Below are 24,864 nucleotides of genomic sequence, written 5' to 3' on the forward strand. Positions count from 1 at the left end.
GCCACCCTTAGTAAGTCCGAATCTTCGGTTCAAACGTCGGAACCGTCTTCGGCGAGAAGTTCACGGCACGCTTGGTTACGCGCTTGTCACCCGGGAAGTACAGGGTGTGGCACAACCAGTTTTCGTCGTCGCGGTCTTCATAGTCTTCACGAGCGTGAGCACCACGGGATTCTTTACGAACCTCGGCGGCGATCGCAGTCGCTTCAGCCACTTCCAGCAGGTTTTGCAGCTCAAGGGCTTCGATTCGAGCGGTGTTGAACGCCTGGCTCTTGTCGTTGATCTTGACGTTGGCGATGCGCGTACGCAGGTCAGCCAGCTGGGCGATACCTTTCTGCATGTATTCGCCGGTACGGAACACACCGAAGTAGTTCTGCATGCAGCTTTGCAGCTCTTTGCGCAGGGAGGCGACGTCTTCGCCATCGGTACGCGAGTTCAGGCCATCCAGACGTGCCAGGGCAGCGTCGATGTCGGACTGGCGTGGACGCGCGTAATCAACGCCTTCCTTCAGGGTCTGCTCCAGGAACAGGCCGGCGGCGCGACCGAATACCACCAGGTCGAGCAGCGAGTTGCCGCCCAGACGGTTGGCACCGTGAACCGATACGCAAGCCACTTCACCTACCGCGAACAGACCAGGGATGATCTGGTCAACGCCGTCGGCGTCCTGGGTGATCGCCTGGCCATGAATGTTGGTGGCAACGCCGCCCATCATATAGTGGCAAGTTGGAACAACCGGGATCGGCGCAACAGCCGGGTCAACGTGGGCAAAGGTCTTGGACAGCTCCATGATGCCTGGCAGACGGCTGTGCAGCACTTCTTCACCGAGGTGATCGAGCTTCAGCATTACGTGGTCGCCATCGGGACCACAGCCGTTACCGGCGATGATCTCTTTAACCATGGAACGGGCTACAACGTCACGACCGGCAAGGTCTTTGGCGTTCGGAGCATAACGCTCCATGAAGCGCTCGCCGTTCTTGTTGATCAGGTAACCACCTTCACCACGGCAACCTTCTGTAACCAGTACACCGGCGCCGGCGATGCCGGTCGGGTGGAACTGCCACATTTCGATGTCTTGTACCGGGACGCCTGCACGCAGGGCCATGCCGATACCGTCACCGGTGTTGATCAGGGCGTTGGTAGTCGAAGAGTAGATACGGCCTGCACCGCCGGTCGCCAATACGGTGGCGTTAGCCCGCACGTAAGAGGTTTCGCCGGTTTCGATGCAGATAACGATCATGCCTACAAAGGCACCGTCTTCGTTCTTCACCAGGTCGACGCCGTAGTATTCGTTGAGGAATACGGTGCCGGCCTTCAGGTTGGCCTGGTACAGGGTGTGCAACAGCGCGTGACCGGTACGGTCGGCTGCGGCACAGGTACGAGCGGCCTGGCCACCCTTACCGAAGTCTTTCGACTGACCGCCGAACGGACGCTGGTAGATGCGACCCTGTTCGGTACGGGAGAACGGCAGACCCATGTGCTCCAGCTCGAAGACCGCTTCCGGGCCTACGGAGCACATGTATTCGATAGCGTCCTGGTCACCGATATAGTCGGAACCCTTGACGGTATCGTACATGTGCCAGCGCCAGTCATCGTTTGGATCGGCGGAGGCGATGGCGCAGGTGATGCCACCCTGGGCCGAAACGGTGTGGGAACGGGTCGGGAACACCTTGGTGATCACGGCAGTCTTGTGACCGCCTTGGGCCAGTTGCAGCGCAGCGCGCATGCCGGCACCGCCGCCGCCAATGATGATGGCGTCGAATGAAAGCGTATTAACTGTGTTAGCCATGAATCAGATACCCCAAAGAATCTGCACACCCCAGACGAAGTAAGCGAACATCGCGACGCCGCATACTGCCTGGAAGAGAAACCGTACTGCTGTCGCGGACTTGCCCAGCGCCATCGGCGTCAGGTAGTCGGTCGCGATGGTCCACATGCCAACCCAGGCGTGAGCGCCCAGGGCTACAAGGGCCAGCAGACTGAAGATGCGCATCCCGTTATGAGCGAACAGGCCGTGCCATTGGGCGTAGCCAATGCCAGGGTTCGCCGCGAGGTACCCGATCAGGAAGATGAAATAAGCCGCGAGAACAACCGCAGACACACGTTGCGCCATCCAGTCATAGAGGCCCGAACGCGACAGGTTCGTAACGCTGGTTACCATATCCAAACTCCCGCCAGAACGATCAGCACCACGGAAATGGCGATGACGATTTTCGAGCCCAGCTTGCCGCCTTCCAGCGTCTCACCGATACCCATGTCCATGATCAAGTGGCGAATACCGGCCACAAGGTGATAAAGCAGAGCGGACAGGAGGCCCCAGGCGACGAATTTGGCCAGCGGACTGGTCAAGCATGCCTTCACCTCGGCGTACCCTTCTTCCGAACCCAGGGATTTGCTCAATGCATAAAGCATGATGCCCAGGCCAAGAAACAGGATGATGCCGGATACACGGTGCAGGAATGACGTTACGCCGGTGATGGGGAGTTTGATGGTCCTTAGGTCTAGGTTTACAGGTCGTTGGCTATTCACGGCTTTTTTTCACACTGAAGAGCCCCTAACAATCAGGGCAAAGTTGTTGGGGAGTGCACTGGTCAGGTAACCACCACCCAGGGAGTGCGACCCCCATCAAAACGGGCCCAAAAGCCCCTGGCGGTCGGAGGCCGAGTATAGACAGTTAGGCAACTAATGACAACGCGCACTCCTCACCCTAATAGCGCATTGCGCTGGCGGCATAAAAGGCGTAAACGGCAGGTAATTTCGAGGAAAAAGTACGGTTAAAGCCTTCTGGAGCAAGACTTTAGGCAAATTGACATCTGAATTTATCTCACTATAGTGGTGCGGGCCCTGCGTGGGGGGTCTGTCTGATGATTTGAAGCATAAATAGGAGGCCACATGGCTGACAAAAAAGCGCAGTTGATCATCGAGGGCGCAGCCCCCGTCGAGCTGCCCATTTTAACCGGCACCGTTGGTCCCGATGTTATCGACGTACGGGGCCTGACGGCCACGGGCCGTTTTACATTTGACCCAGGCTTCATGTCGACCGCCTCTTGCGAGTCGAAGATCACCTATATCGACGGTGATAACGGTATCTTGCTGCACCGCGGCTACCCGATCGAACAGCTTGCTGAACAGTCGGACTACCTGGAAACCTGCTACCTGCTGCTTAATGGCGAATTGCCAACAGCTGAGCAAAAGGCCCAGTTTGTCAGCACCGTGAAGAACCACACCATGGTTCACGAGCAGTTGAAGACCTTCTTCAACGGCTTCCGTCGCGACGCCCACCCAATGGCCGTCATGTGCGGCGTAGTCGGCGCCCTGTCGGCCTTCTATCACGACTCCCTGGACATCAATAACCCGCAGCATCGCGAAATCTCCGCGATCCGCCTGGTTGCCAAGATGCCTACCCTGGCCGCAATGGTTTACAAGTACTCCATGGGTCAACCCATGATGTACCCGCGCAACGACCTGACGTACGCGGAAAACTTCCTGCACATGATGTTCAACACCCCGTGCGAGATCAAACCGATCAGCCCGGTGCTGGCCGCCGCGATGGACAAGATCTTCATCCTCCACGCCGACCACGAACAGAACGCCTCGACGTCTACCGTGCGCCTGGCGGGCTCTTCGGGTGCCAACCCGTTCGCCTGTATCGCCGCCGGCATCGCCGCACTGTGGGGCCCTGCCCACGGCGGTGCGAACGAAGCCGTATTGACCATGCTCGATGAAATCGGCGATGTGTCCAACATCGACAAGTTCATCGCCAAGGCCAAGGACAAGAACGATCCGTTCAAGTTGATGGGCTTCGGTCACCGGGTCTACAAGAACCGCGACCCGCGCGCCACCGTGATGAAGAAAACCTGCGACGAAGTGCTGAAGGAACTGGGGATCAAGAACGATCCGCAACTCGAACTGGCCATGCGCCTGGAAGAGATCGCCCTGACCGACCCGTACTTCATCGAGCGCTCGCTGTACCCGAACGTCGACTTCTACTCGGGGATCATCCTCAAGGCGATCGGCATTCCAACCAGCATGTTCACCGTGATCTTCGCCCTGGCGCGGACCGTGGGCTGGATCTCCCACTGGAAAGAAATGCTCTCCAGCCCGTACAAGATTGGCCGTCCGCGCCAGCTGTACACCGGCTACGAGTCGCGTGACATCACCAAGCTGGAAGACCGCAAGTAAGCTGATCGCTACTTGGCTACACCGAAAACGGCCTCCCTTGATAGAGAGGCCGTTTTTATTTGTGCCGGATTTGAGAAACAGTTTTGTCGTATCTGTTACCAATAAAGGCAAAAAAAAGCCCCGATCTCACGACCGGGGCATTTTTTTGTAACTGTTACAGGCTTAGTGGCTAACCGCCCCACTCGCCCCCAGGCCAGTCTGCGAACGCACAAACTGCGGGAAGTACAGCGCACGTTCCTTCTCTGCCGCCGCCGACTTGTCGGTGATGGAGAAGAACCAGATGCCGATGAACGCAATGATCATCGAGAACAGCGCCGGGTACTCGTAAGGGAAGATCGCCTTCTCATGGTGCAGGATCGAGACCCAGATGGTTGGGCCGAGGATCATCAGGCCAACGGCACTGATCAAGCCCAGCCAGCCACCAATCATCGCACCGCGGGTGGTGAGGTTTTTCCAGTACATGGAAAGCAGCAGCACCGGGAAGTTACAGCTGGCCGCAATGGAGAACGCCAGGCCCACCATGAACGCGATGTTCTGGCTTTCAAACAGGATGCCCAAGCCAATCGCCAGTACTGCCAGGGCGATGGTGGTGATCTTCGATACGCGAATCTCATCCTTCTCGTTGGCCTTGCCTTTCTTGATCACGCTGGCGTACAGGTCATGGGACACCGCCGAAGCACCCGCGAGGGTCAAACCGGCAACCACTGCCAGGATGGTGGCAAACGCCACGGCCGAGATGAAGCCCAGGAAGATACTGCCGCCCACCGCGTTGGCCAGGTGCACCGCCGCCATGTTGTTACCGCCGAGCAAGGCACCTGCAGCATCCTTGAACGCCGGGTTGGTGCTGACCAGCAGGATCGCGCCGAAGCCGATGATGAAGGTCAGGATATAGAAGTAGCCGATGAAGCCAGTGGCATACAGCACGCTCTTGCGCGCTTCCTTTGCGTCACTCACGGTGAAGAAGCGCATCAGGATGTGCGGCAGGCCAGCGGTACCGAACATCAGTGCCAGGCCGAGGGAGAACGCCGAAATCGGGTCTTTCACCAGGCCGCCCGGGCTCATGATCGCTTCACCTTTAGGGTGAACCTTGATCGCCTCGGCAAACAGCATGTTGAAGTCGAAGTTGACGTGTTTCATCACCATCAGCGCCATGAACGAGGCACCGGACAGCAGCAGCACTGCCTTGATGATCTGTACCCAGGTGGTCGCCAGCATGCCGCCGAACAACACATAGAGGCACATCAGGATGCCTACCAGGATCACCGCGACGTGATAATCCAGGCCGAACAGCAGCTGGATCAGCTTGCCCGCGCCAACCATCTGCGCGATCAGGTAGAACGCCACCACCACCAAAGAGCCGCACGCCGACAGGCTGCGGATCTGGGTTTGCCCCAGGCGATAGGACGCCACGTCGGCAAAGGTGTATTTGCCCAGGTTACGCAGGCGCTCGGCGATCAGGAACAGAATGATCGGCCAGCCCACCAGGAAGCCGATCGAGTAGATCAGGCCATCGTAGCCGGAGGTGAACACCAGCGCGGAAATCCCCAGGAAGGAGGCTGCCGACATGTAGTCACCGGCAATCGCCAGACCGTTCTGGAACCCGGTGATCTTGCCGCCGGCCGCATAGTAGTCGGCCGCCGACTTGTTGCGCTTGGACGCCCAGTAGGTGATGCACAAGGTCGCGCCGACGAAGGCCACGAACATCAGGATCGCTGCGATATTCAGCGGTTGTTTATGCACTTCGCCGGTCAGTGCATCGGCCGCCCAAACGGCAGGTGCAAAGGCCGAAGCGCCGAGTACAGCCAATAGACGACGGATCATTGCGCAGCCTCCTTGAGAATCGCATTGTTCAGGTCGTCGAATTCGCCGTTGGCGCGTCGTACATAGATGCCGGTGAGGACGAAGGCCGAGACAATCAGCCCGACCCCGATAGGGATCCCCCACGTGATGGACGAACCGGGGCTGATCTTGGCCCCCAGTATTTGCGGCCCATAGGCAATCAGAAGAATGAAAGCGGAGTACAGCCCAAGCATGATTGCCGAGAGAATCCAGGCGAATCTTTCCCTTTTACTAACCAGCTCCTTGAAACGCGGGCTGTTTTGAATCGAGAGGTAAATGCTGTCGTTCATTGTTTTTATCCTCGCAGCACAGCTTTTTATTATTGGAACATATCCACTGTATGCGGCTGAGGAACAGGTTCCAGACGACCTTAGTAGTAGAAGGAGTGTAGCGAGGGATTGCGAAGGTGCAGAAACAATTGTAGGAGCGAGCTTGCTCGCGAAAAACGTCAACGATAACGCGTTCATTCTGGATGATCGCGGTGCCCTTGCGTTCTTCGCGAGCAAGCTCGCTCCTACAGTTTTAACGCCTTATTTAGCGGTCCACTCGGCGACACGTTCAGGGTGCTTGGCCACCCAGTCCTTGGCCGCAGCTTCAGGCTTGGCGCCCTCTTGGATCGCCAGCATGACTTCGCCGATTTCATCCTTGGAGGCCCACTGGAATTTCTTCAGGAACGCCGCGACTTCCGGGGCTTTCTTTTCCAGGCCTTTGCTGCCGATGCTGTTGACGGTTTCAGCAGCACCATAAATTCCTTTTGGGTCGTCCAGGAAACGCAGTTTCCACTTGGCGAACATCCAGTGTGGCACCCAACCGGTGACCGCAATGGATTCCTGTTTGTCTTCGGCACGGGTCAGCTCGGCGATCATCGCCGCGCCCGAACTGGCTTGCAGCTTGTAGTCCAGGCCATAGGCCTTGATCGCTTCATCGGTCTTGAGCATCACGCCTGAACCGGCGTCGATGCCGACGATCTTGTTCTTGAAGGTGGTGTCGGTCTTGAGGTCTTCGATGGATTTGGCTTTCACGTACTCAGGCACGATCAGGCCGATCTTGGCGTCCTTGAAGTTGGGGCCGTAGTCGACCACCTTGTCCTTGTTCTTGGTCCAGTATTCACCGTGAGTCACCGGCAGCCAGGCGGAGAGCATGGCGTCGAGTTTGCCGGTGGCCACGCCTTGCCACATGATCCCGGTGGCGACCGCTTGCAGTTTCACGTCATAACCGAGCTTTTGCTTGATCACTTCTGCCGCCACGTGGGTGGTGGCGACACTGTCCGACCAGCCATCCACATAGCCGATGCTCAGGGTTTTGCTGTCGGCGCTGGCCAGTGTGGAGCTCATCGCAACTACCAGAGTGGCAGCTGCGCCCAAGAGTCGTCGCATCTTCATAGTGCTTCCCCGAAAGTGCTGCGCCCGACGGATGCCGAGCGACGTCAACCTGTTGTTATGTGGTGCACCGCGCCCCCTTCACGCGCATCGATCACGTGGGTGCCTCATCAGTGGAGGGCTGACACTTCGATCATCAACCTGCTGCCGCAAGCGACCTGCTCTGACTGCGACCTCAGGTAAGCAAGAAACGACATCACATCGCCAGCAGGACGATTTGTAGGATATTCACCGACGATCCCGCCCGAACTTTGCATGTCAAAACTATGCGGCTCCACTGGGACGCCACAAATCCGGGTAAGATGCGCGCCTTTGCCCCCAGACGGCCTGATCATGCCCGCGACTGCCCGCTTCCCGCTCCTGCCCTATTTATTTGCCCTGATCCTCGGTGTGTTGGCCCTCGGCGGCTATTGGTATGGCCTTGGCCAACCGGTGGTGCTGCCGGACGTGGCGAGCGCCAGCCACAAGCTGCAATGTGCGTCCTACACGCCCTTTGACAAAGACCAATCGCCATTCGACCAGCCGTTCAAACTGCGCCCCGAGCGCATGGACGCTGACCTGGCGTTGCTGGCCACCCGTTTTGAGTGCATCCGCACCTACTCCCAGACCGGCCTTGAAGCTTTGCCGGAACTGGCGCGCAAACACGGCCTGAAGCTGATGAGCGGCGCGTGGGTCAGCAGTGATCCGGTGGCGACGGCCAAGGAGGTCGATGCGCTGATCGCTTCGGCCAACGCCAACCCCGACGTCATCACGTCGGTGATCGTGGGTAACGAAACCCTGCTGCGCAAGGAAGTTACCGCGGCGCAGTTGGTCAGGCTGATCCAGCAGGTTAAAAGCCAGATCAAGCAGCCGGTCACTTATGCCGATGTCTGGGAGTTCTGGTTGCAACACCCGGAAATCGCTCCGGCGGTGGACTTCCTGACCATTCACTTGCTGCCTTACTGGGAAGATGACCCGTCGGGCATCGACCAGGCGCTCAAGCATGTGGGCGATGTTCGCCAGACCTTCGGCAACAAGTTTGCGCCCAAGGACGTGATGATCGGCGAGACCGGCTGGCCGAGCGAAGGCCGCCAGCGGGAAACCGCGGTGCCGAGCCGGGTCAACGAAGCCAAGTTCATGCGCGGGTTCGTGGCCATGGCTGAAGCCAATGGCTGGCACTACAACCTGATCGAAGCGTTTGACCAGCCGTGGAAACGCGCCAGTGAGGGTGCTGTGGGGGGTTACTGGGGTCTGTTCGATGCGGATCGCCAGGACAAAGGCGTGCTGGCAGGGCCGGTGACCAATGTGCCGTACTGGCCGGTTTGGCTGGGGGTTGGCGGGATTATCCTGCTGGGTACGCTGCTGTTGGGCGGCCGCGTACGCACCACCCGTGCGGCGTTTGTGTTGCCGTTGCTCGGCGCCGTGGCTGCCTGCTCGATCGGCACCTGGGCCGAATTGAACCGGGTTACAGCGCGCTTCGCCGATGAGTGGGTTTGGGCTGGATTGCTGGTGGCCTTGAACCTTGCGGTGCTGGCTCACGCCGCCCTGGCGTTGAGTGCACGTGAAAGCTGGCGTGAACGCGCCTTCAACTGGATCGAGCAACGCGCTGGCTGGCTGGTGGCAATCGCCGGGTTCGCCGGTGCGGTCATGATGCTGGCGCTGGTGTTTGACCCGCGTTATCGCAGCTTCCCGAGTGCCGCGCTGGTGCTGCCGGCGCTGGTGTACCTGGTGCGTCCGGTGAGCGGGCTGCGGCGGGAGATTGCATTGCTGGCGTTCATCATCGGTGCCGGTATTGCGCCGCAGCTGTTCCGTGAAGGGTTGATGAACCAGCAGGCGTGGGGTTGGGCGGTGGTTAGCCTGCTCATGGTCGCAGCATTGTGGCGTTGCTTGCGGGTGCGCAAGGCTTAAGACCGCTTTCGCGAGCAAGCCCGCTCCCACACTCGACCGCATTCCAAGGGATGTACTCGGTCAAATGTGGGAGCGGGCTTGCTCGCGAAGAGGCCCCATCAGGCGACGCGAGACTTACGGACCAACCGCAACCCCGCAATCACCACCGCAAACACCGCAAAGGTCGTGTTGTACAACGCCAACGCCGGAAACCCGAACACCAGTGCCAACACCGCCAATCCCCACCCGGCCGGGCCCGGCACAAAAAACGCCAGCACCGACGTGATCAACGCCGCCCAGCCCAGCACCTTGAAGTGAATCATCAACCCCAGATTGGAACGCACCTGGCATTCCCAGCGGCTGGCCTCATCAGCACAAATGCCCACCCAGCGGCCATCCTCCATGAATCCATAACGCGCGCCATAACTGGCGGCCAGCCAAAGCGGCAGGGCAATAAGCAACAGAATCAGCGGAAAACGGCGGGACATGGGGCACTCCGATAGGCGAAAACGGCGCCCAGCTTAATCCCCCGGTGGCCGTTGGCAAGTTTTGCACACAGATAAGTATTCATTAAGGCGTGGCAAAGTGTATCGTCTCGCTACTATTACCCCGATTCCGACGTTTTTTCCGACTTTTAGTGCCGAAGGCTGGCACTTCGGCAGCAACGCGGTGGTCATAGCCTGCGAACTCCACTTCAGCACGTTTTCCTCTTAGGGATTTAGTCATGCTCCGTTCCTTGCGCTGTGCGGCCCTGTTGGGCAGCCTTTTTCTGAGTGCGTCAGCACTGGCGGTCGATATCGACCAGGCCAGCTATGGCTACCCTTTGACCAACCCGTTTGAAGCGACCATCGCGACCACCCCGCCGAACCTGCGGCCGGAACTGCCGTCCGACGATGAAATCAATCAATCCGACTACACCCTGACGATGCGCCCCGAGCGCGAGTTCAGCCTGCCCGACAACTTCTGGGCAGTGAAGAAACTCACCTACCGCATCGCCAAGCAAGACCGTGCCGCACCGCTGATCTTCCTGATCGCCGGCACTGGTGCACGCTTTGACAGCACCATCAACGAATACCTGAAAAAGCTGTACTACAAGGCCGGTTACCACGTCGTCCAGCTGTCGTCCCCCACCAGCTTCGACTTCATCGCCGCCGCCTCGCGCTTCGCCACGCCCGGCATCAGCCAGGAAGACGCCGAAGACATGTACCGCGTGATGCAGGCCGTACGCGCGCAAAACCCCACGCTGCCCGTAACCGACTTCTACCTCACTGGCTACAGCCTCGGCGCCCTCGACGCAGCCTTTGTCAGCAAACTGGACGAAACCCGTCGCAGCTTCAACTTCAAGAAAGTCCTGCTGCTGAACCCGCCGGTCAACCTCTATACCTCGATCACCAACCTCGACAAGCTGGTGCAGACCGAGGTCAAGGGCATCAACAACAGCACCACCTTTTATGAGCTGGTGTTGAACAAGCTGACCCGCTACTTCCAGCAAAAGGGCTACATCGACCTCAACGATGCCCTGCTGTACGACTTCCAGAACTCCAAGGAACACCTGACCAACGAACAGATGGCGATGCTGATCGGCACCTCGTTCCGCTTCTCGGCGGCCGACATCGCCTTCACCTCGGACCTGATCAACCGCCGCGGCCTGATCATCCCGCCCAAGTACCCGATCAGCGAAGGCACCAGCCTCACCCCATTCCTCAAGCGTGCGCTGCAGTGCGACTTCGACTGCTACCTCACCGAACAGGTGATCCCGATGTGGCGCGCCCGTTCCGACGGTGGCAGCCTGTTGCAACTGGTTGACCAGGTCAGCCTGTATGCCCTCAAGGACTACCTGCACGACAGCCCGAAAATCGCCGTCATGCACAACGCCGACGACGTGATCCTGGGCCCGGGCGACCTTGGCTTCCTGCGTAAAACCTTCGGCGATCGCTTGACCGTCTACCCCTTGGGCGGCCATTGCGGCAACCTCAATTACCGCGTCAACGCCGACGCCATGCTGGAGTTCTTCCGTGGCTAAATATCTTCTGCTGCTCGCCGCCCTGATGTGCGCGGGCGTGGCCAATGCCGACAACAGCAAGGCTCACACGCCGACCGTAGTGGACTCCGACGGCTTCAAGGAGCCACTGAGCCATCTCAAGTTCAACCCCGGCCTGGACCAGCGTGAGTTTGAGCGTTCGTCGGTCAACGCCCTGAATGTCTACGACCCGCTGGAGTCGTGGAACCGCCGGGTCTACCACTTCAACTACCGCTTCGACCAGTGGGTGTTCCTGCCGGTGGTGGACGGTTACCGTTATGTCACCCCAAGCTTCCTGCGTACCGGCGTCAGCAACTTCTTCAACAACCTGGGAGATGTGCCCAACCTGTTGAACAGCCTGCTGCAACTCAAGGGCCATCGTTCCCTGGAAACCACCGGGCGCCTGCTGCTCAACACCACCATCGGCATCGCCGGTCTGTGGGACCCAGCCACCGCCATGGGCCTGCCGCGCCAAAGCGAAGACTTCGGCCAGACCCTGGGCTTCTACGGTGTACCGGGCGGCGCCTACCTGGTGCTGCCGCTGTTTGGTCCGTCGAACCTGCGGGACACCACCGGCCTGCTGGTGGACTACGGCGCCGAGACCGAGATCAATTTCCTGAACGTGTCCAAGGTCAGCGAAAACCACCCGGAAATCTGGGCCCTGCGCGCGGTCGACAAGCGCTACCAGACCAGCTTCCGCTACGGCCAGATGAACTCGCCGTTCGAGTATGAAAAGGTGCGCTACGTGTACACCGAGGCGCGCAAGTTGCAGATCGCCGAGTAATGCCTCCTGTAGGCGCTGGCTTGCCAGCGCCTACATCCCCCGCCGACACCACTTACGCCACGTAAACCGCAATTGCAGCACGGCCGCCCTGGCCATTTCCCGATCCTGTTCCGTCAATGCCGAGGGCTGCTCAAGCGCCTCAAGCATCGCAACGCTGGCCGCGTCCATCAGCGACTCATTCGCCACGCTCGGTCCACCCTCCTCCAGCGCCGCCTCCAACGCCCGCAAATAGCGATCGCGTTCAATCGCCAACGCCCCCCGGCTGCCCGCCAGGCAGGCACGCAATTCCAGCAACTCATCCCCCAGGTCCAGCCCGAGCAATCCATTGTCCCAATGCGCGCGGCGATCAGCAGGCAAGGTTTCGCTGTAGCGCGACAAGCGAATCAGCCGGTCCGCCGTGCGCCCGCCAAACCAGCTTTCAGCCTGTTCCAGCGGGCGCGAGGTCAATTGCGCCAGGTCGAACAACGACGCCTTGAACATCCGCCGATAGTGATGCTCACCCGGATTGAGCTGGATCAGCCGAAACACCACCACGGCAATCCCGACACCCACCAGCGTCGCGATGGCCTTGTTGAGGAAGGCGGCGAAGTCGTAGGTCATTACATTGCTGGGCCCGACATTGTTGACGAAAAAGATGCAGAACGCCGAGGCCGTGGCCGCCAGTTTGAGGCGGCTCATGCACAGCGAGGCAAAAAACAGCGGTACCCCCAACGCCAGGCACAACAAGGGAAAGCCATCGAAGCCGGGCAACAGCACGAAGCACACAAACCCCGCCACCGGGATCGAAAGCGCAATGCCCTTGAGGAAATTCAGGCTTGAAGCCGACGGGTTTTCCCGTGCCGCAAACAGGCTCAGCACCACGCCACAAATGGACACCGCGCCCAAACCTGAAGGCCATGCTGTAAAGATCCAGAACGCCGCGACCGCCAGGAACGCCAAGGCACTGCGCAACCCACCGAGCACACCCTGCTCAATATCCCGATGCCAGGACATCGCCCCCGGCGCGCCGGGCGGTACCCTGCCCTGTTCGACCGCGACCAGGGTCAATCCCCCCAGTTCAATCAAACGCAGTACTCGAGCCAGTTGCATCAGGCAAAAGTGCACCTCCTGGCCAAGATGCGGAGCCTGCAACGCCAGGCCAAGCCGCCGCGACAAGTCAGGCAGGTCATGGAGACGCTCCTGCTGCAACGCAGCCGCCACCTCTTCAATCAATGGCACCACCGCTGCCGTCTCATCGAGCATCATCCGCTGGCGCGCCACACCCCGCGCCGCCCGCAGCAGGCTGAGCAGGTCACGGCTGAGCACGCGCAAGGCCTGGGAACGGCGTCGGCCCTTGGGCCCTTCAAACCAGGCGTGGTCGCGCTGGCTGTCCACCGCCACCAGGCGGCTCAACGCTTCGAGCAACCCCTTACGCTGATCATTACCCAACAGCTCCGAAGCCGCAGCGCGCACCCCGGCCTGCCACGCGGCCCGCGCTTGAACCGCCAGCACCTGCTCGACCCGGCGTGGCCATAAAATCGTACTGGCGATGGAAGCGCAGAGGATCCCCAGGCTGATCTCCTGACAGCGCGCCACCGCCTCATCGAACACTCCCAGCGGTGCCGCCGTAGCGGGCAGCGCAATAATCGCCGTGGTGTAACCCGCCAGCACAAAACCATAGGACGCGTGATTGCGCAGCAACGAAGCCCCGGTGGTACAGAACGCCAGCCACAGCGCCATGCACAGCAGGAACAACAACGGTGCCTGGCCAAACACGCCGATCATCGCGATGGAGACCATGGCCCCGACAAACGTACCCACCAGCCGATACGCGCCTTTAGCCAGGACCATCCCGCTGGTGGACTGGCCAACGATGAACACAGTGGTCAGGGCCCATTGCGGCTGCTGCAAGTCGAAACAGAAGGCCAGGTACAACGCGACCCCGCCGGCGATCATGTTGCGCAAGGCAAACAGCAGATCGTTGCGGGAAGGGGTCAGCGTCGCTTGCCAGAAATCAGGGAGCTGAAAGGTGGAGGATTTCATGGAACCCGCATATAGATAGCAAGCTAATGATTAGCATCGTATCTATATTTCTCGCGAATGCCAATGTCGCGGTTATTTGACCAACCGCTTTTCCTTGGACGGCCTGTAGCCAAAGTACGCGCTGTAGCACTTGCTGAAATGGCTCGGCGAGACAAACCCGCAGGCCACCAGCACGTCCACCTGGGACAGCTCGGTGTGTTGCAGCAGCCGGCGGGCCTCGGTAATGCGCAGCTCCAGGTAATAACGCTGGGGCGTGGTGCCAAGCTGCTCTTTGAACAAACGCTCCAACTGGCGCCGGGAACGGCCGGCGTACACCGCCAGTTGTTCAAGCTCCAGGGGCTCTTCGAGATTGGCATCCATCAGGTTGACCACCTCGCGCAACGGCGCGCTCAAGCAGATGTTCTCAGTCGGTTTCACCCGTCGGTAGCGCGACTCCTCAAACGCCAGGATGTCCTCGATCCCCTCCACCAACGCTTTGCCGTACAGCCCCTTGATCCAGTCCAGCGCCATATGAAACGCACCGGAAGGGCTCGATGCCGTCAGCCGGTCGCGATCAATCACATAGGGTTCGCTGCTGACCTGCGTCGCCTTGCAGAAGTCCGCCAGGGCCGGGCGATGTTCCGGGTGCACGGCGCAGCGGTAGCCGCCCAGCAAACCCGCACGCCCGAGGAACCAAGCACCATTCCACAAACCGGCGAGGCTCACACCCTGCTCCGCAGCGCTTTTCAGCAGATGGATGAACTCGTCGCAGGCCTTCAGCTCGGTGCGGTAACCACCGCAAATCACCAGCAGGTCCAACTCTTTAAGCACCGAAGACTCAAGCCGCGCATCGGGCCGGATCACCAGCCCCAGGTCGCTGGTCACCTCGCCTTCCTGCAAGCCGAAGGTCGAGGTAGAAAACGACGCGGGACGCAGCAGGTTCGCGGTGATCAGCGTATCCAGCGCCTGGGTAAACGCCGGCAGCGAAAAATGTTCGAGCAACACAAATCCCGCACGCACCGTCTGACGGGCCTCGCCGGGGTTTTCATTCAGGTAACGGAGGTTCTTGCCTTTCATGCCCCCGCTGAACTGCCGTCGCTCGATCAATTGCCTACGCCCTCGCCCGCTTCCAGAGGTTACCCACCACGCTGACCACCGCCAACACCACGGCCCCGGCAATGATCCCCGCTACCGCATTGAGCAACGTCGGCATCAACCACGCCAGCCCGCCGGTGCTCTGGCTCACCGTCTCGATCCAGTGATGCACCACCGGCACACCGTGGGTCAGGATCCCACCGCCGACCATGAACATCGCCGCCGTGCCGATCACCGACAGGCTTTTCATCATGTACGGTGCCGCCCGCAAGATCGCCCCGCCAATGCTGCGCGCCGCCTGGCCGGGCTTCTGGGTGAGCCACAGGCCCAGGTCATCGAGTTTGACGATACCGGCCACCAGGCCGTAGACGCCGATGGTCATGACGATGGCGATACCCGACAACACGATCACTTGCTGCATCAGCGGCGCATCGGCCACGGTGCCGAGGGTGATGGCGATGATTTCGGCGGAGAGGATGAAATCGGTACGGATCGCGCCCTTGATCTTGTCCTTCTCGAAGGCCACCAGGTCCGTGGCCGGATCCGCCACGGCTTCCACCAGGTGCGCCTGCTCTTCGGTGCGCTTGTGGAAGAAGCTATGGGCAAGTTTTTCGAAGCCCTCAAAACACAAATAAGCGCCGCCCAGCATCAACAGCGGTGTCACCGCCCACGGCGCAAATGCGCTGATCAGCAACGCAGCCGGCACCAAAATCAGCTTGTTGACGAACGAGCCCTTGGCCACCGCCCACACCACCGGGATTTCCCGCTCGGCGCGCACCCCGGAGACTTGCTGGGCATTCAACGCCAGGTCATCCCCCAACACGCCGGCGGTTTTCTTCGCGGCCATCTTGGTCATCAACGCTACATCGTCGAGCACCGCAGCGATGTCGTCGATCAATACCAGCAAACTGCTTCCTGCCATGGCTCAGGCTTCCCGTGATTCAAAGTGTGCCGAGAATAACGCGGCGGACACCGGGTTAGCGAGCCGTTCAGTGCTGCGGCGCTAACCCGCCGTTGCAACTGACGGGCACGGAACTCGTAGTACGGTCCGGGCCACTCATGAGTGTTTTATGCCAAACCGCCCCCCTTGAAACCACACAACTTATTGGATGGAAGCCTGATGCTAATCACCACACCCGTAATCACCCATATAGCACCTAAAAGAGAAGAGCCAATATCAGGCAATAAAGCATCTTCCCTCAACTCAGAGACGGAGCAAGGACCGACACTTACCCAGGAAAAAGACATCTTCTTCGCGCCTAACCAGGCAACCGGCCGACCACAGGGTGACCACAGGACAGCAGAGCAAATCATCACCGCGAATCGTATTTTTAATAACCTGCCGTCGTCGATCCCCAAGGAAAACCTTTACAAGCATCTGGGCGACTGGACGAGTAACAACCCCGACCCGCAAAAGCGCGCCGACGCGGCGTATAACGCCGCACGCGTGTTCAACTACATAGACGGAATCAACGTGAAGGAGTCAGCCCGGACCGACAACACGAAAGGTAACGGAAGAATAGAGGGCGAATATGAGTCTCCCCTACCGCCACCCTTTGATGAGGTCACGATAGATGAGAACTCGGAGGCAGCCCTTCTGAAAAAATTCAGCGAGGAAGGCTACGGGGTGCTCGATAACCACGGAACACCGCTCGCCTCAGATAATGAAAAGATCACAACAAACAAACCGGTTTACCCCACCGGTAGACCAAATGGGGATACACGAAGTGCAGAACAGATTTTTAACGCCAACCCTATCGTCAACCGCTTTGTCGAATCCCTTGCAGAACACCCCTACCGGGACAGCATCTTAAACAATCTCAAGGCACTTACCGGGGACTGGACAGAAGACAATAAAGACGACGATTCTCGTGCGGACGCGGCTTACAACATATCCTCAGTCGCCAATTACATAGACGCACACCCCGGCTTCTCCAGGCTTGACGAGGGCTATGACAACATCGGCCCGGGTCATCTGACGGGATTCTCGCGAACCGGAACCAATCCAAACACAGAAGCCAGCGCCCTTATCGATTTCAGTCAAAACGGCTACCGCACATTGCCTGACTAAGTGAGTCAGTCAGTCGTCATTGACCTGCCAGCCACCACCCAGGCTCTGGATCAACGCCACACTCCCCTGGCTGAGCTGGCCCTGGGTGTCGCGAAGATTCTGCTCGGCTTGCAGCAACACCAGTTGCTGGGTCAGCACGGCCTCCTGGCTGACAGTGCCGGCGCGCAGTTGCGCTTCCTGGCTGCCGAACAGTTGCTGATTGCGCTGGAACACCTGCTGGAACGCATCGGCCTGGGTTTGCAGATGGTTGATCGCCGAGAGGTTGTCTTCGACGTTCTGCAAGGCGCTGAGCACGGTGCCACGGTAGTTGGCGGCGATCTGGTCGTAGCTGGCCTCGGCCTGCCTGACCGCCGCTTCACGGGCGCCGCCGTCGAACAGGGTTTCCGCCAGGGCCGGGCCCAGGGTCCAGATGCGATTGGGCAGCGAGAATAGCCCGCCAAGGGCGCTGCCCCGATAGCCGGCCTCAGCGGTGAGGTCCAGGGTCGGGAAGAATGCGGCTTCAGCCACGCCGATTTTCGCGTTGGCCGCCGCTGCCGAACGCTCCGCCGCGACCACATCGGGACGCCGTTGCAGCAAGGTCGAAGGCAAGGTCAAAGGGGGCGCGGCAGGACGAAGCGGTAGTCCTCCCGCACCGCCACGGCAAACTCACTCGGCGCCACGCCCACCAGCACCGCCAGCGCATGTTCGTATTGCTCGCGGTCGCGCAGCGAGGTCTGCAAGTCGGCAATCGAAGTGGTCAGTTGATCCTGAGCCACCAGCAACTGGTCGTTGGTGGCGACGCCCTGGGTGAACTGCACCTGGATCATGTCCAGCAGTTGCTGGTTGATCTTCTGCTGTTGCTGCAACAAGCGCACGTCGATATCCATCTGCCGCAGGGCGAGGTAGTTACTCGCCACGCTGGAGCTGATGGACAACCGCACCCCGGCCAGCAATGCGTCGGATTGCTGGGCCGTGGCCTGGCTGGACTCTATTCCGCGCCGCACCAAGCCCCACAGGTCCGGCTCCCAACTGGCGGTCAAGGTTGCGCTGACGCTGTTCGCGACGCCGCCCGTCGTGGTGCCGGTAGTCGACGTACCGCTGCCGCTGCCCGCCGTTCCCCGCGAACCCGACAACCCTACGCCGACAGTAGGCCACAACCCGGCCCGACTGGACGCCACCTGCGCCTGGGCCAGACGATAAGCCGCCTCCGCCGCGATGATCGACTGGTTGGCCTTGGCCGAGCGCGCCACCAAATCGTTCAGTACCGGATCCTGATAAGCCAGCCACCACTGACTGTTCATCGCCCCTTGGGGGTTGGCCGCCGCGCGCTGCCACTGCGCGCCTTCCTTGAACGACTGCGGCAGCTCCATGGCGGGCTTCTGGTAATCGGGCCCGACCATGCAGCCACCGAGCAGCAGGCTGATGCAAAGCACGCTGTGTTTCACGTTCATAACCTTGCTTCCTTACGCCGACCCAGGCGCTGTGACGCCCGGTCGAGCCACAGGTAGATCACCGGGGTGGTGTACAGCGTCAGCACCTGGCTGAACAGCAGGCCACCAATAATCGAAATCCCCAACGGCCGGCGCAGCTCCGAACCGTAGCCGGTGCCCAGCACCAGCGGCAGCGCGCCAAGAATCGCCGCCAGGGTGGTCATCATGATCGGCCGGAAACGGATCAGGCACGCCCGGCGAATCGCTTCCTTGGCCGTGAGGCCAAACTCCCGCCGCTCGGTGATCGCGAAGTCGATCATCATGATCGCGTTCTTCTTCACGATGCCAATCAACAGAATCACCCCCACCAGCGCGATGATCGACAGCTCGGTGCCCGTCAGCAACAAGGCGATCAACGCACCGACACCGGCCGAGGGCAAGGTCGAGAGGATGGTCAGCGGGTGCATCAGGTTTTCGTAGAGGATGCCCAGCACGATATACACCGAGAGCAGCGCGGCAACGATCAGCAACGGTTCGCTGGCCACCGACGACTGGAACACCTGGGCCGTACCGGCAAACTGGCCCACCACACTGGCGGGCATGCGCAGCTGCTTCACTGCATCGTCCACCATCGCCGTCGCCTGGCCGATGGACGTGCCGGGTGCCAGATTGAACGAGACCGTCACCGCCGGGAACGTGCCCTGGTGACTGATGGAAATCGCCGTGCGCGCCACCGTGTTGTCCGCCAGGGCCGACAGCGGCACCAGGGTCTGTTCGGTGGTCAGATTGGGCGCTGCCGTGGTGCCTTTGGTGGTCGTGGCCTGGGTGCCCGTCGGCACGTAAATGCCCTTGAGCGCTGAAGGGTCGGTCCAGTATTCCGGGGCGATTTCCATCACCACGTGGTACTGGTTGGCCGCGCGATACAGGGTGGCGACCTGGCGCTGGCCAAAGGCGTCGTACAGCGCCTGGTCGACCGCCGAGATACTCACCCCGAGGCGCGCCGCTGTGTCGCGGTTGATCTGCACATTGGCCAGCAGGCTGTTGTCCTGCTGATCGGTATTGAGGTCGGTGAGCTGCGGCAACTTGTGCAGCACCGCCACCACCTTGGGCACCCATTCATCCAGGGATGCCTGGTCATCGGCGGTCAGGGTGTATTGGTACTGCGCGCCACTTTGCCGGCCACCCACGGTGATGTCCTGGGCCGACTGCAAATACAGCTTGGTGCCGGGCAGGTCGCCGAGGCTGCGACGGATTTGCCCGATGACTTCAGTAGCGCTGTCCTTGCGCTCCCCCAGCGGCTTGAGCAAGACAAACATCTGCGCGCTGTTGACCGCCCCGCCGCCACCTCCGCCACCACCAACAAAGCCGGCCACGGTTTCGATATTCGGGTTCTTCATCACCTTGCGGTTGATCTCGGTGAAGTCCTTCTGCATCGCCCCGTAGGAAATGCTCTGGTTCGCCAGGATGCTGCCTTGCAAGCGCCCGGTGTCTTCCTGGGGAAAGAAGCCCTTGGGCATCAGTACATACAGGACGCCAGCGAGGACGATCACCAACATCGTGACGAACCCCATCAGCACCGTATGCTCGATCACCCAGCCGAGGGTGCGATCGTAGAAGCGGTGAAATCGCGAATCCGGGTGTTCGTTGCCTTGGTGAATCTCCTTCGGCGCCCGCAGCAGCACGCTGGCCAGCATCGGCGTGACCGTCAAGGAGATCAGCATCGAGATCACGATGGCCACCGACAACGACACCGAAAACTCACGGAACAGCCGCCCGACAATCCCGCCCATCAGCAGCAGCGGAATAAACACCGCCACCAGGGATACGCTGATGGTCAGTACCGTAAAGCCGACTTCACGGGCCCCTTCCAGCGCGGCCTCCACCCGGGTCTTGCCGCGTTCCAGGTGGCGCATGATGTTTTCCACCACCACGATGGCATCGTCCACCACAAAGCCGGTGGAAATGGTCAGCGCCATAAGGGACAGGTTGTTCAGGCTGTAGCCGAGGAAGTACATCGCGCCGAAGGTGCCAAGCAACGACAGCGGCACCACAATCGCCGGCACCAGGGTGCTACGCCAGTCGCGGAAGAAGCCGAATGTCACCAGGGTCACCAGCAGGATCGACACCAGCAACGTGATCTCGACGTCATGCAACGAGGCGCGAATGGTGGTGGTGCGGTCCATCAGCAGGTTGAGCTTGATCGTCGCCGGAATCGAGCTTTGCAAAAACGGCAGCGAGGCTTTCACCGCGTCCACCGTTTCGATCACGTTGGCCCCCGGCTGCTTGAACACCACCAGCAGCACCGCCGGCTTGCCGTTGGACAGGCCGAAGTTGCGCAGGTCCTGCACGTCTTCACGCACGTAGCCCAGGTCGGAGATATGGATCAGGTCGCCGTTGTGGGCCTTGACGACCAGCGGCCCGTAGTCCTCTTCGTTGAGCAACTGGTCGTTGGCGGCAATGCCGTAGTTACGGTCGCCGATGGCCACGTTGCCCTTGGGCAGGTTGACGTTGGAGGCGTTGATCACCTGGCGCACCTGCTCCAGGCTGACGCCGTACTGGTTGAGCCGGTCGGGGTTCAATTCCACCCGCACCGCCGGCAGCGCGCCGCCGCCCACCGTCACGTCACCGACGCCGGTGGTCTCCAACAACTTCTGCTCCAGCAGGGTCGAGGCCACGTCATACATCTGCCCCGGCGTGGCGCTGTCGGAGGTCAGGCTGATAATCAGAATCGGCGAGTCGGCCGGGTTGACCTTGCGGTACGTCGGGTTGCCTGACAGGTCACTGGGCAGGTTGCTGCGGGCGGCGTTGATCGCGGCCTGCACGTCCCGGGCGGCGCCGTCGATGTCGCGGTTCAGGTCGAACTGCAGGATGATCCGCGCCGAGCCAAGGCTGCTGGACGAGGTCATCTGCGTGACCCCGGCGATCTGCCCGAACTGGCGCTCCAGGGGCGTGGCCACCGAACTGGCAACCGTAGTGGGATCGGCTCCCGGCAACGAGGCGCTGACGCTGATGGTGGGGAAATCCACCTCCGGCAGCGGCGCCACCGGCAGCAGCATGAAGGCCAGCGCGCCAAATAGCGCGAGGCCGGCCGCCATCAAGGTGGTTGCAATCGGGCGGCGAACAAACGGCGCGCTGAGGTTCATCGCCATCAGACCGCTTCAGCCGGATGGCGGCTGAAGCGCTGCCCCAGGCTGTGCATGGCAAGAAAGATCACCGGCGTGGAAAACAGCGTCAACAGTTGGCTGAGCAACAACCCGCCGATAATCGCGATGCCCAGCGGATGCCGCAGCTCCGAGCCAATCCCCGTCCCCAGCGCCAGCGGCACCGCGCCGAACAGCGAGGCCATGCTGGTCATCAGGATCGGCCGGAACCGTAACTCCGCCGCCTGGCGGATGGCAGCCGTCGGGCTCAGGCCCCCCTCACGTAATAACTCCAGGGCAAAGTCGACCATCATGATGCCGTTTTTCATCACGATGCCGATCAGCAACACAATGCCGATCAATCCGATAATGTCGAACTGCGTGCCGGTCACCAGCAGCGCCAGCAAGGCCCCGAGCGCCGCCGAGAGCAGCGTCGAAAGGATCGTCACCGGGTGCACGAAGCTCTCGTACAGAATCCCCAGCATCAGGTACACCACCACAATCGCCGCCACCACCAGGAACACCTGGTTGGACAGCGACTGCTCGAACGTCGCCGCCGCACCTTCGAGGTTGGCCTGCACCGACAGCGGCAAACCGACCTTGGCCTCGATGTCCTTGAGCCGCGTGACCGCCGCGCCAAGGGTCTGGCCGGGGGCGAGGTTGAACGACACGTCGGCATACGGAAACTGGCCCAGCCGGTTGATGGTCACGGGCGCCCGCACTACCTGCAGGGTCGCCATGCTCGACAGCGGCGCGACGCCGCCACCCGGGATGTCCACGTACAAGCCCGTGAGCAGGTCAGGCAAGTTGCGCGGCGGATGGTCGGTGGCGATTACCACGTGGTACTGGTTGAGCTGGGTGTAGATGGTCGAGACCTGGCGCTGGCCGAAGGCGTCGTACAGCACGTCATCGATTGCCTGGGGCGTGATGCCCAGCCGCGAGGCCGTGGCGCGGTCGAACGTCAGCTGGATCTGGTTGCCGAACTGCATCGCCTGGCTTTGCACATCGGTGAACATCGGGTCTTGCTTGATCGCCGCCAGCAGCTTGGTGGTCCACTGTTCCAACTCGTCCGGGTCGGTGGCTTGCAGGCCCAAGCGGTAACTGGTGGTGGACACCGTAGCGTCGAGGGTCAGGTCCTGTACCGAGTGCAGGTACAGGCGGATGCCGGCGTCATCGGCGTTGGCATCGGAGAGCCGGCGGATCACTTCGGTGGCGCTGTCACGTTCACCCCGCGGCTTGAGGTTGATCAGCAGGTTGCCCTGGTTGATGGTCGGGTTGGTCTGGTCGATCCCGACAAAGGACGACAGGCTTTGTACGGCCGGATCCTTGAGGATTCGGGCGGCGAGACGTTGTTGTTCGGTCTGCATCTGCTGGAACGAAACCGTCGGCGCCGCCTGGGAAATGCCCTGGATCAGGCCGGTGTCCTGGTCGGGGAAAAAGCCCTTGGGCATGATCACCAGAATCATCAGGGTCAGCGCGGCGGTGAGCGCTATCGAGATCAGCGTCAACGTGCGGTGCGCCAGTACCCAGTCGAGGCCACGCACGTAGTGGGTGTTGATACGGTCGAAGAAATCCGCGCGGCGCTCCTGGTGCTTATTCTTCAGCATCCGCGCGCACATCATCGGCGTCAGGGTCAGCGAAATGAAGGCTGAGATAACAATGGTCACGGCCACGGTCATGGCGAATTCGCGGAACAACCGGCCGACCACATCACCCATGAACAGCAGCGGGATCATCACCGCAATCAGGGCAATCGACAGCGAAATAATCGTGAAACCAATCTGCTCCGAGCCCTTGAGCGCCGCCTCCAGCGGTGAGTCGCCGGCCTCGATATAGCGCGTGATGTTTTCGATCATCACGATGGCATCATCCACCACAAAGCCGATAGCGATGGTCAACGCCATCAGCGTCAAATTGTTCAGGGAGAAACCCAACGCATAGGCCACCGCCAGGGTACCCACCAGCGTCAACGGAATGGTGACGGCGGGAATGATCGTAGCCGGCACATTGCGCAGGAACGCAAAAATCACGATCACCACCAGCCCGATGGCCATGGCCAACTCGTACTGCACATCAGTGACCGAGGCGCGGATGGTTTGCGTGCGGTCGGTCAGCACATCGACCTTCAAGGTACCCGGCAAACTGGCCCGCAGCTTGGGCAGCAATTGCTGCACGCGGTCGACCACTTGAATCACGTTGGCGCCGGGTTGGCGCTGGATATTCAGCACAATCGACGGCGTGCTGTTGGTCCACGCGGCCTGGCGCGGGTTCTCCGGGCCCTGGGTAGAAGTGGCGATCTGCGACAGGCGAATCGGCGCGCCGTTTTTATAGGCGATCACCAGGTCGCGGTATTCCTCGGCCGATTGCAGCTGGTCGTTGGCGCCGATGGAATACGCCTGGAACTTGCCGTCGATATTGCCCTTGGCCTGGTTGACGTTGGCGGTGCCGAGGGAAGTGCGCAGGTCATCAATGGATAGGCCAAGAGTGTTGAGCGCCGAAGTATTCGCCTCGACCCGCACCGCCGGGCGCTGGCCGCCGCTGATGGTCACCAGGCCGACGCCGGTGATCTGCGAGATCTTCTGCGCCAGCCGTGTATCCGCCAGGTCTTCGACCTTGGTCAGCGGCAATACGTCGGAGGTCAGGGACAGGGTCAGCACCGGCGCATCCGCCGGGTTGACCTTGCTGTACACCGGCGGGTACGGCAGGTTGGCCGGCAGGAAGGTACCGGCGGCGTTGATCGCGGCCTGCACTTCCTGTTCGGCGACGTCCAGGGACAGCGACAGGTCGAATTGCAGGGTCACCACCGAAGCGCCGTCGGAGCTGGTGGAGTTCATGGATTTGAGGCCCGGCATCTCACCGAGTTGGCGTTCCAGCGGCGCGGTAATCGACGAGCTGACCACGTCCGGGCTCGCGCCGGGGTATTGGGTGAAGACCTGGATGGTCGGGTAATCGACTTCGGGCAAGGCCGACACCGACAGCAAGTGATACCCCAACAGGCCGAGCAACAGCACCGCCACCATCATCAAGGTGGTGGCGACGGGTCGTTCGATAAAGGGCCGCGAAATGTTCATGCTCGGCAGCTCC

The 24,864-nt window shown here is 60.7% G+C and carries 17 protein-coding genes and 1 pseudogene; 5 read left to right on the forward strand and 13 right to left on the reverse strand.

Annotation, left to right across the window (positions count from 1 at the left end):
• Window positions 1-7 precede the first annotated feature (7 nt).
• From sdhA to sdhC, 3 genes are read right to left on the reverse strand one after another with little or no spacing between them, the layout of a single operon-like run.
• The gene (gene sdhA / locus NVB75_RS10600; protein ID WP_003210572.1) at window positions 8-1,783 is read right to left on the reverse strand and encodes a succinate dehydrogenase flavoprotein subunit; all 1,776 of its coding nucleotides are present in this window, start codon (window positions 1,781-1,783) and stop codon (window positions 8-10) included.
• 3 nt (window positions 1,784-1,786) lie between these two features.
• A complete protein-coding gene (gene sdhD, locus NVB75_RS10605) occupies window positions 1,787-2,155 on the reverse strand; it encodes a succinate dehydrogenase, hydrophobic membrane anchor protein (protein WP_003210573.1) in 369 nt (122 codons plus the stop codon).
• Window positions 2,149-2,523, reverse strand: a complete 375-nt coding sequence (gene sdhC, locus NVB75_RS10610) for a succinate dehydrogenase, cytochrome b556 subunit (protein ID WP_008433998.1) — start codon at window positions 2,521-2,523, stop codon at window positions 2,149-2,151. The genes sdhD and sdhC overlap by 7 nt, the downstream gene beginning before the upstream one ends.
• A gap of 363 nt (window positions 2,524-2,886) precedes the next feature.
• Here sdhC and gltA point away from each other — a divergent pair, with 363 nt between their 5' ends.
• Window positions 2,887-4,176, forward strand: a complete 1,290-nt coding sequence (gltA, locus tag NVB75_RS10615) for a citrate synthase (RefSeq protein WP_003210575.1) — start codon at window positions 2,887-2,889, stop codon at window positions 4,174-4,176.
• A 162-nt stretch (window positions 4,177-4,338) separates the two neighbouring features.
• Here gltA and NVB75_RS10620 read toward each other — a convergent pair whose 3' ends face one another.
• The 3 genes from NVB75_RS10620 to NVB75_RS10630 all read right to left on the reverse strand — a co-directional run bounded on the left by NVB75_RS10620 (window position 4,339) and on the right by NVB75_RS10630 (window position 7,397).
• Window positions 4,339-5,997 (reverse strand): cation acetate symporter, encoded by a 1,659-nt coding sequence (locus NVB75_RS10620; protein WP_003210576.1) that lies wholly within the window; start codon window positions 5,995-5,997, stop codon window positions 4,339-4,341.
• The gene (locus NVB75_RS10625; protein ID WP_003210577.1) at window positions 5,994-6,305 is read right to left on the reverse strand and encodes a DUF485 domain-containing protein; all 312 of its coding nucleotides are present in this window, start codon (window positions 6,303-6,305) and stop codon (window positions 5,994-5,996) included. The genes NVB75_RS10620 and NVB75_RS10625 overlap by 4 nt, the downstream gene beginning before the upstream one ends.
• 240 nt (window positions 6,306-6,545) lie before the next feature.
• Window positions 6,546-7,397 carry a glycine betaine ABC transporter substrate-binding protein gene (locus NVB75_RS10630; RefSeq protein WP_258347113.1) on the reverse strand — a complete coding sequence of 284 codons (852 nt, stop codon included), beginning with the start codon at window positions 7,395-7,397 and terminating at the stop codon, window positions 6,546-6,548.
• Between the two features lie 330 nt (window positions 7,398-7,727).
• On the opposite strand from NVB75_RS10630, the gene NVB75_RS10635 reads away from it, so the two are divergent.
• Entirely contained in the window at window positions 7,728-9,281 is a 1,554-nt protein-coding gene (locus NVB75_RS10635) for a glycosyl hydrolase family 17 protein (protein WP_258347114.1), read from the forward strand.
• A gap of 98 nt (window positions 9,282-9,379) precedes the next feature.
• On the opposite strand, the gene NVB75_RS10640 is transcribed toward NVB75_RS10635, so the two are convergent.
• A complete protein-coding gene (locus NVB75_RS10640; RefSeq protein WP_258347115.1) occupies window positions 9,380-9,748 on the reverse strand; it encodes a hypothetical protein in 369 nt (122 codons plus the stop codon).
• A 236-nt stretch (window positions 9,749-9,984) separates the two neighbouring features.
• On the opposite strand from NVB75_RS10640, the gene NVB75_RS10645 reads away from it, so the two are divergent.
• Together NVB75_RS10645 and NVB75_RS10650 are read left to right on the forward strand one after the other, a co-directional pair.
• Window positions 9,985-11,283 carry a serine protein kinase PrkA gene (locus NVB75_RS10645; RefSeq protein ID WP_010166231.1) on the forward strand — a complete coding sequence of 433 codons (1,299 nt, stop codon included), beginning with the start codon at window positions 9,985-9,987 and terminating at the stop codon, window positions 11,281-11,283.
• Window positions 11,276-12,064 (forward strand): VacJ family lipoprotein, encoded by a 789-nt coding sequence (locus tag NVB75_RS10650; protein WP_003210582.1) that lies wholly within the window; start codon window positions 11,276-11,278, stop codon window positions 12,062-12,064. Before NVB75_RS10645 ends, NVB75_RS10650 begins: the two co-directional genes overlap by 8 nt.
• A 30-nt stretch (window positions 12,065-12,094) precedes the next feature.
• On the opposite strand, the gene NVB75_RS10655 is transcribed toward NVB75_RS10650, so the two are convergent.
• The 3 genes from NVB75_RS10655 to NVB75_RS10665 form a co-directional block, all read right to left on the reverse strand.
• Entirely contained in the window at window positions 12,095-14,086 is a 1,992-nt protein-coding gene (locus NVB75_RS10655) for an FUSC family protein (protein ID WP_258347117.1), read from the reverse strand.
• A 72-nt stretch (window positions 14,087-14,158) separates the two neighbouring features.
• On the reverse strand, window positions 14,159-15,142 hold the full coding sequence (locus NVB75_RS10660) for a GlxA family transcriptional regulator (protein ID WP_258347118.1): 984 nt from the start codon (window positions 15,140-15,142) through the stop codon (window positions 14,159-14,161).
• A gap of 34 nt (window positions 15,143-15,176) precedes the next feature.
• On the reverse strand, window positions 15,177-16,082 hold the full coding sequence (locus NVB75_RS10665) for a DUF808 domain-containing protein (RefSeq protein ID WP_063028192.1): 906 nt from the start codon (window positions 16,080-16,082) through the stop codon (window positions 15,177-15,179).
• A 198-nt stretch (window positions 16,083-16,280) separates the two neighbouring features.
• Between NVB75_RS10665 and NVB75_RS10670 the strand changes: the two genes are divergently transcribed.
• A complete protein-coding gene (locus NVB75_RS10670) occupies window positions 16,281-17,231 on the forward strand; it encodes a hypothetical protein (RefSeq protein ID WP_258347119.1) in 951 nt (316 codons plus the stop codon).
• Between the two features lie 9 nt (window positions 17,232-17,240).
• Here the strand turns inward: NVB75_RS10670 and NVB75_RS10675 are convergent.
• From NVB75_RS10675 to NVB75_RS10685, 3 genes and pseudogenes are all read right to left on the reverse strand, one after another.
• Window positions 17,241-18,661, reverse strand: a pseudogene (locus tag NVB75_RS10675) (efflux transporter outer membrane subunit).
• Window positions 18,658-21,783: an efflux RND transporter permease subunit gene (locus tag NVB75_RS10680; protein ID WP_258348575.1), complete on the reverse strand. Its 3,126-nt coding sequence runs from the start codon at window positions 21,781-21,783 to the stop codon at window positions 18,658-18,660. The pseudogene NVB75_RS10675 and the gene NVB75_RS10680 overlap by 4 nt, the downstream one beginning before the upstream one ends.
• Window positions 21,784-21,788: 5 nt before the next feature.
• Window positions 21,789-24,851 (reverse strand): efflux RND transporter permease subunit, encoded by a 3,063-nt coding sequence (locus NVB75_RS10685; protein WP_258347120.1) that lies wholly within the window; start codon window positions 24,849-24,851, stop codon window positions 21,789-21,791.
• Window positions 24,852-24,864 lie beyond the last annotated feature (13 nt).

It is taken from the genome of Pseudomonas sp. CBS (genome assembly GCF_024734645.1).
Classification (GTDB): Bacteria; Pseudomonadota; Gammaproteobacteria; order Pseudomonadales; family Pseudomonadaceae; genus Aquipseudomonas.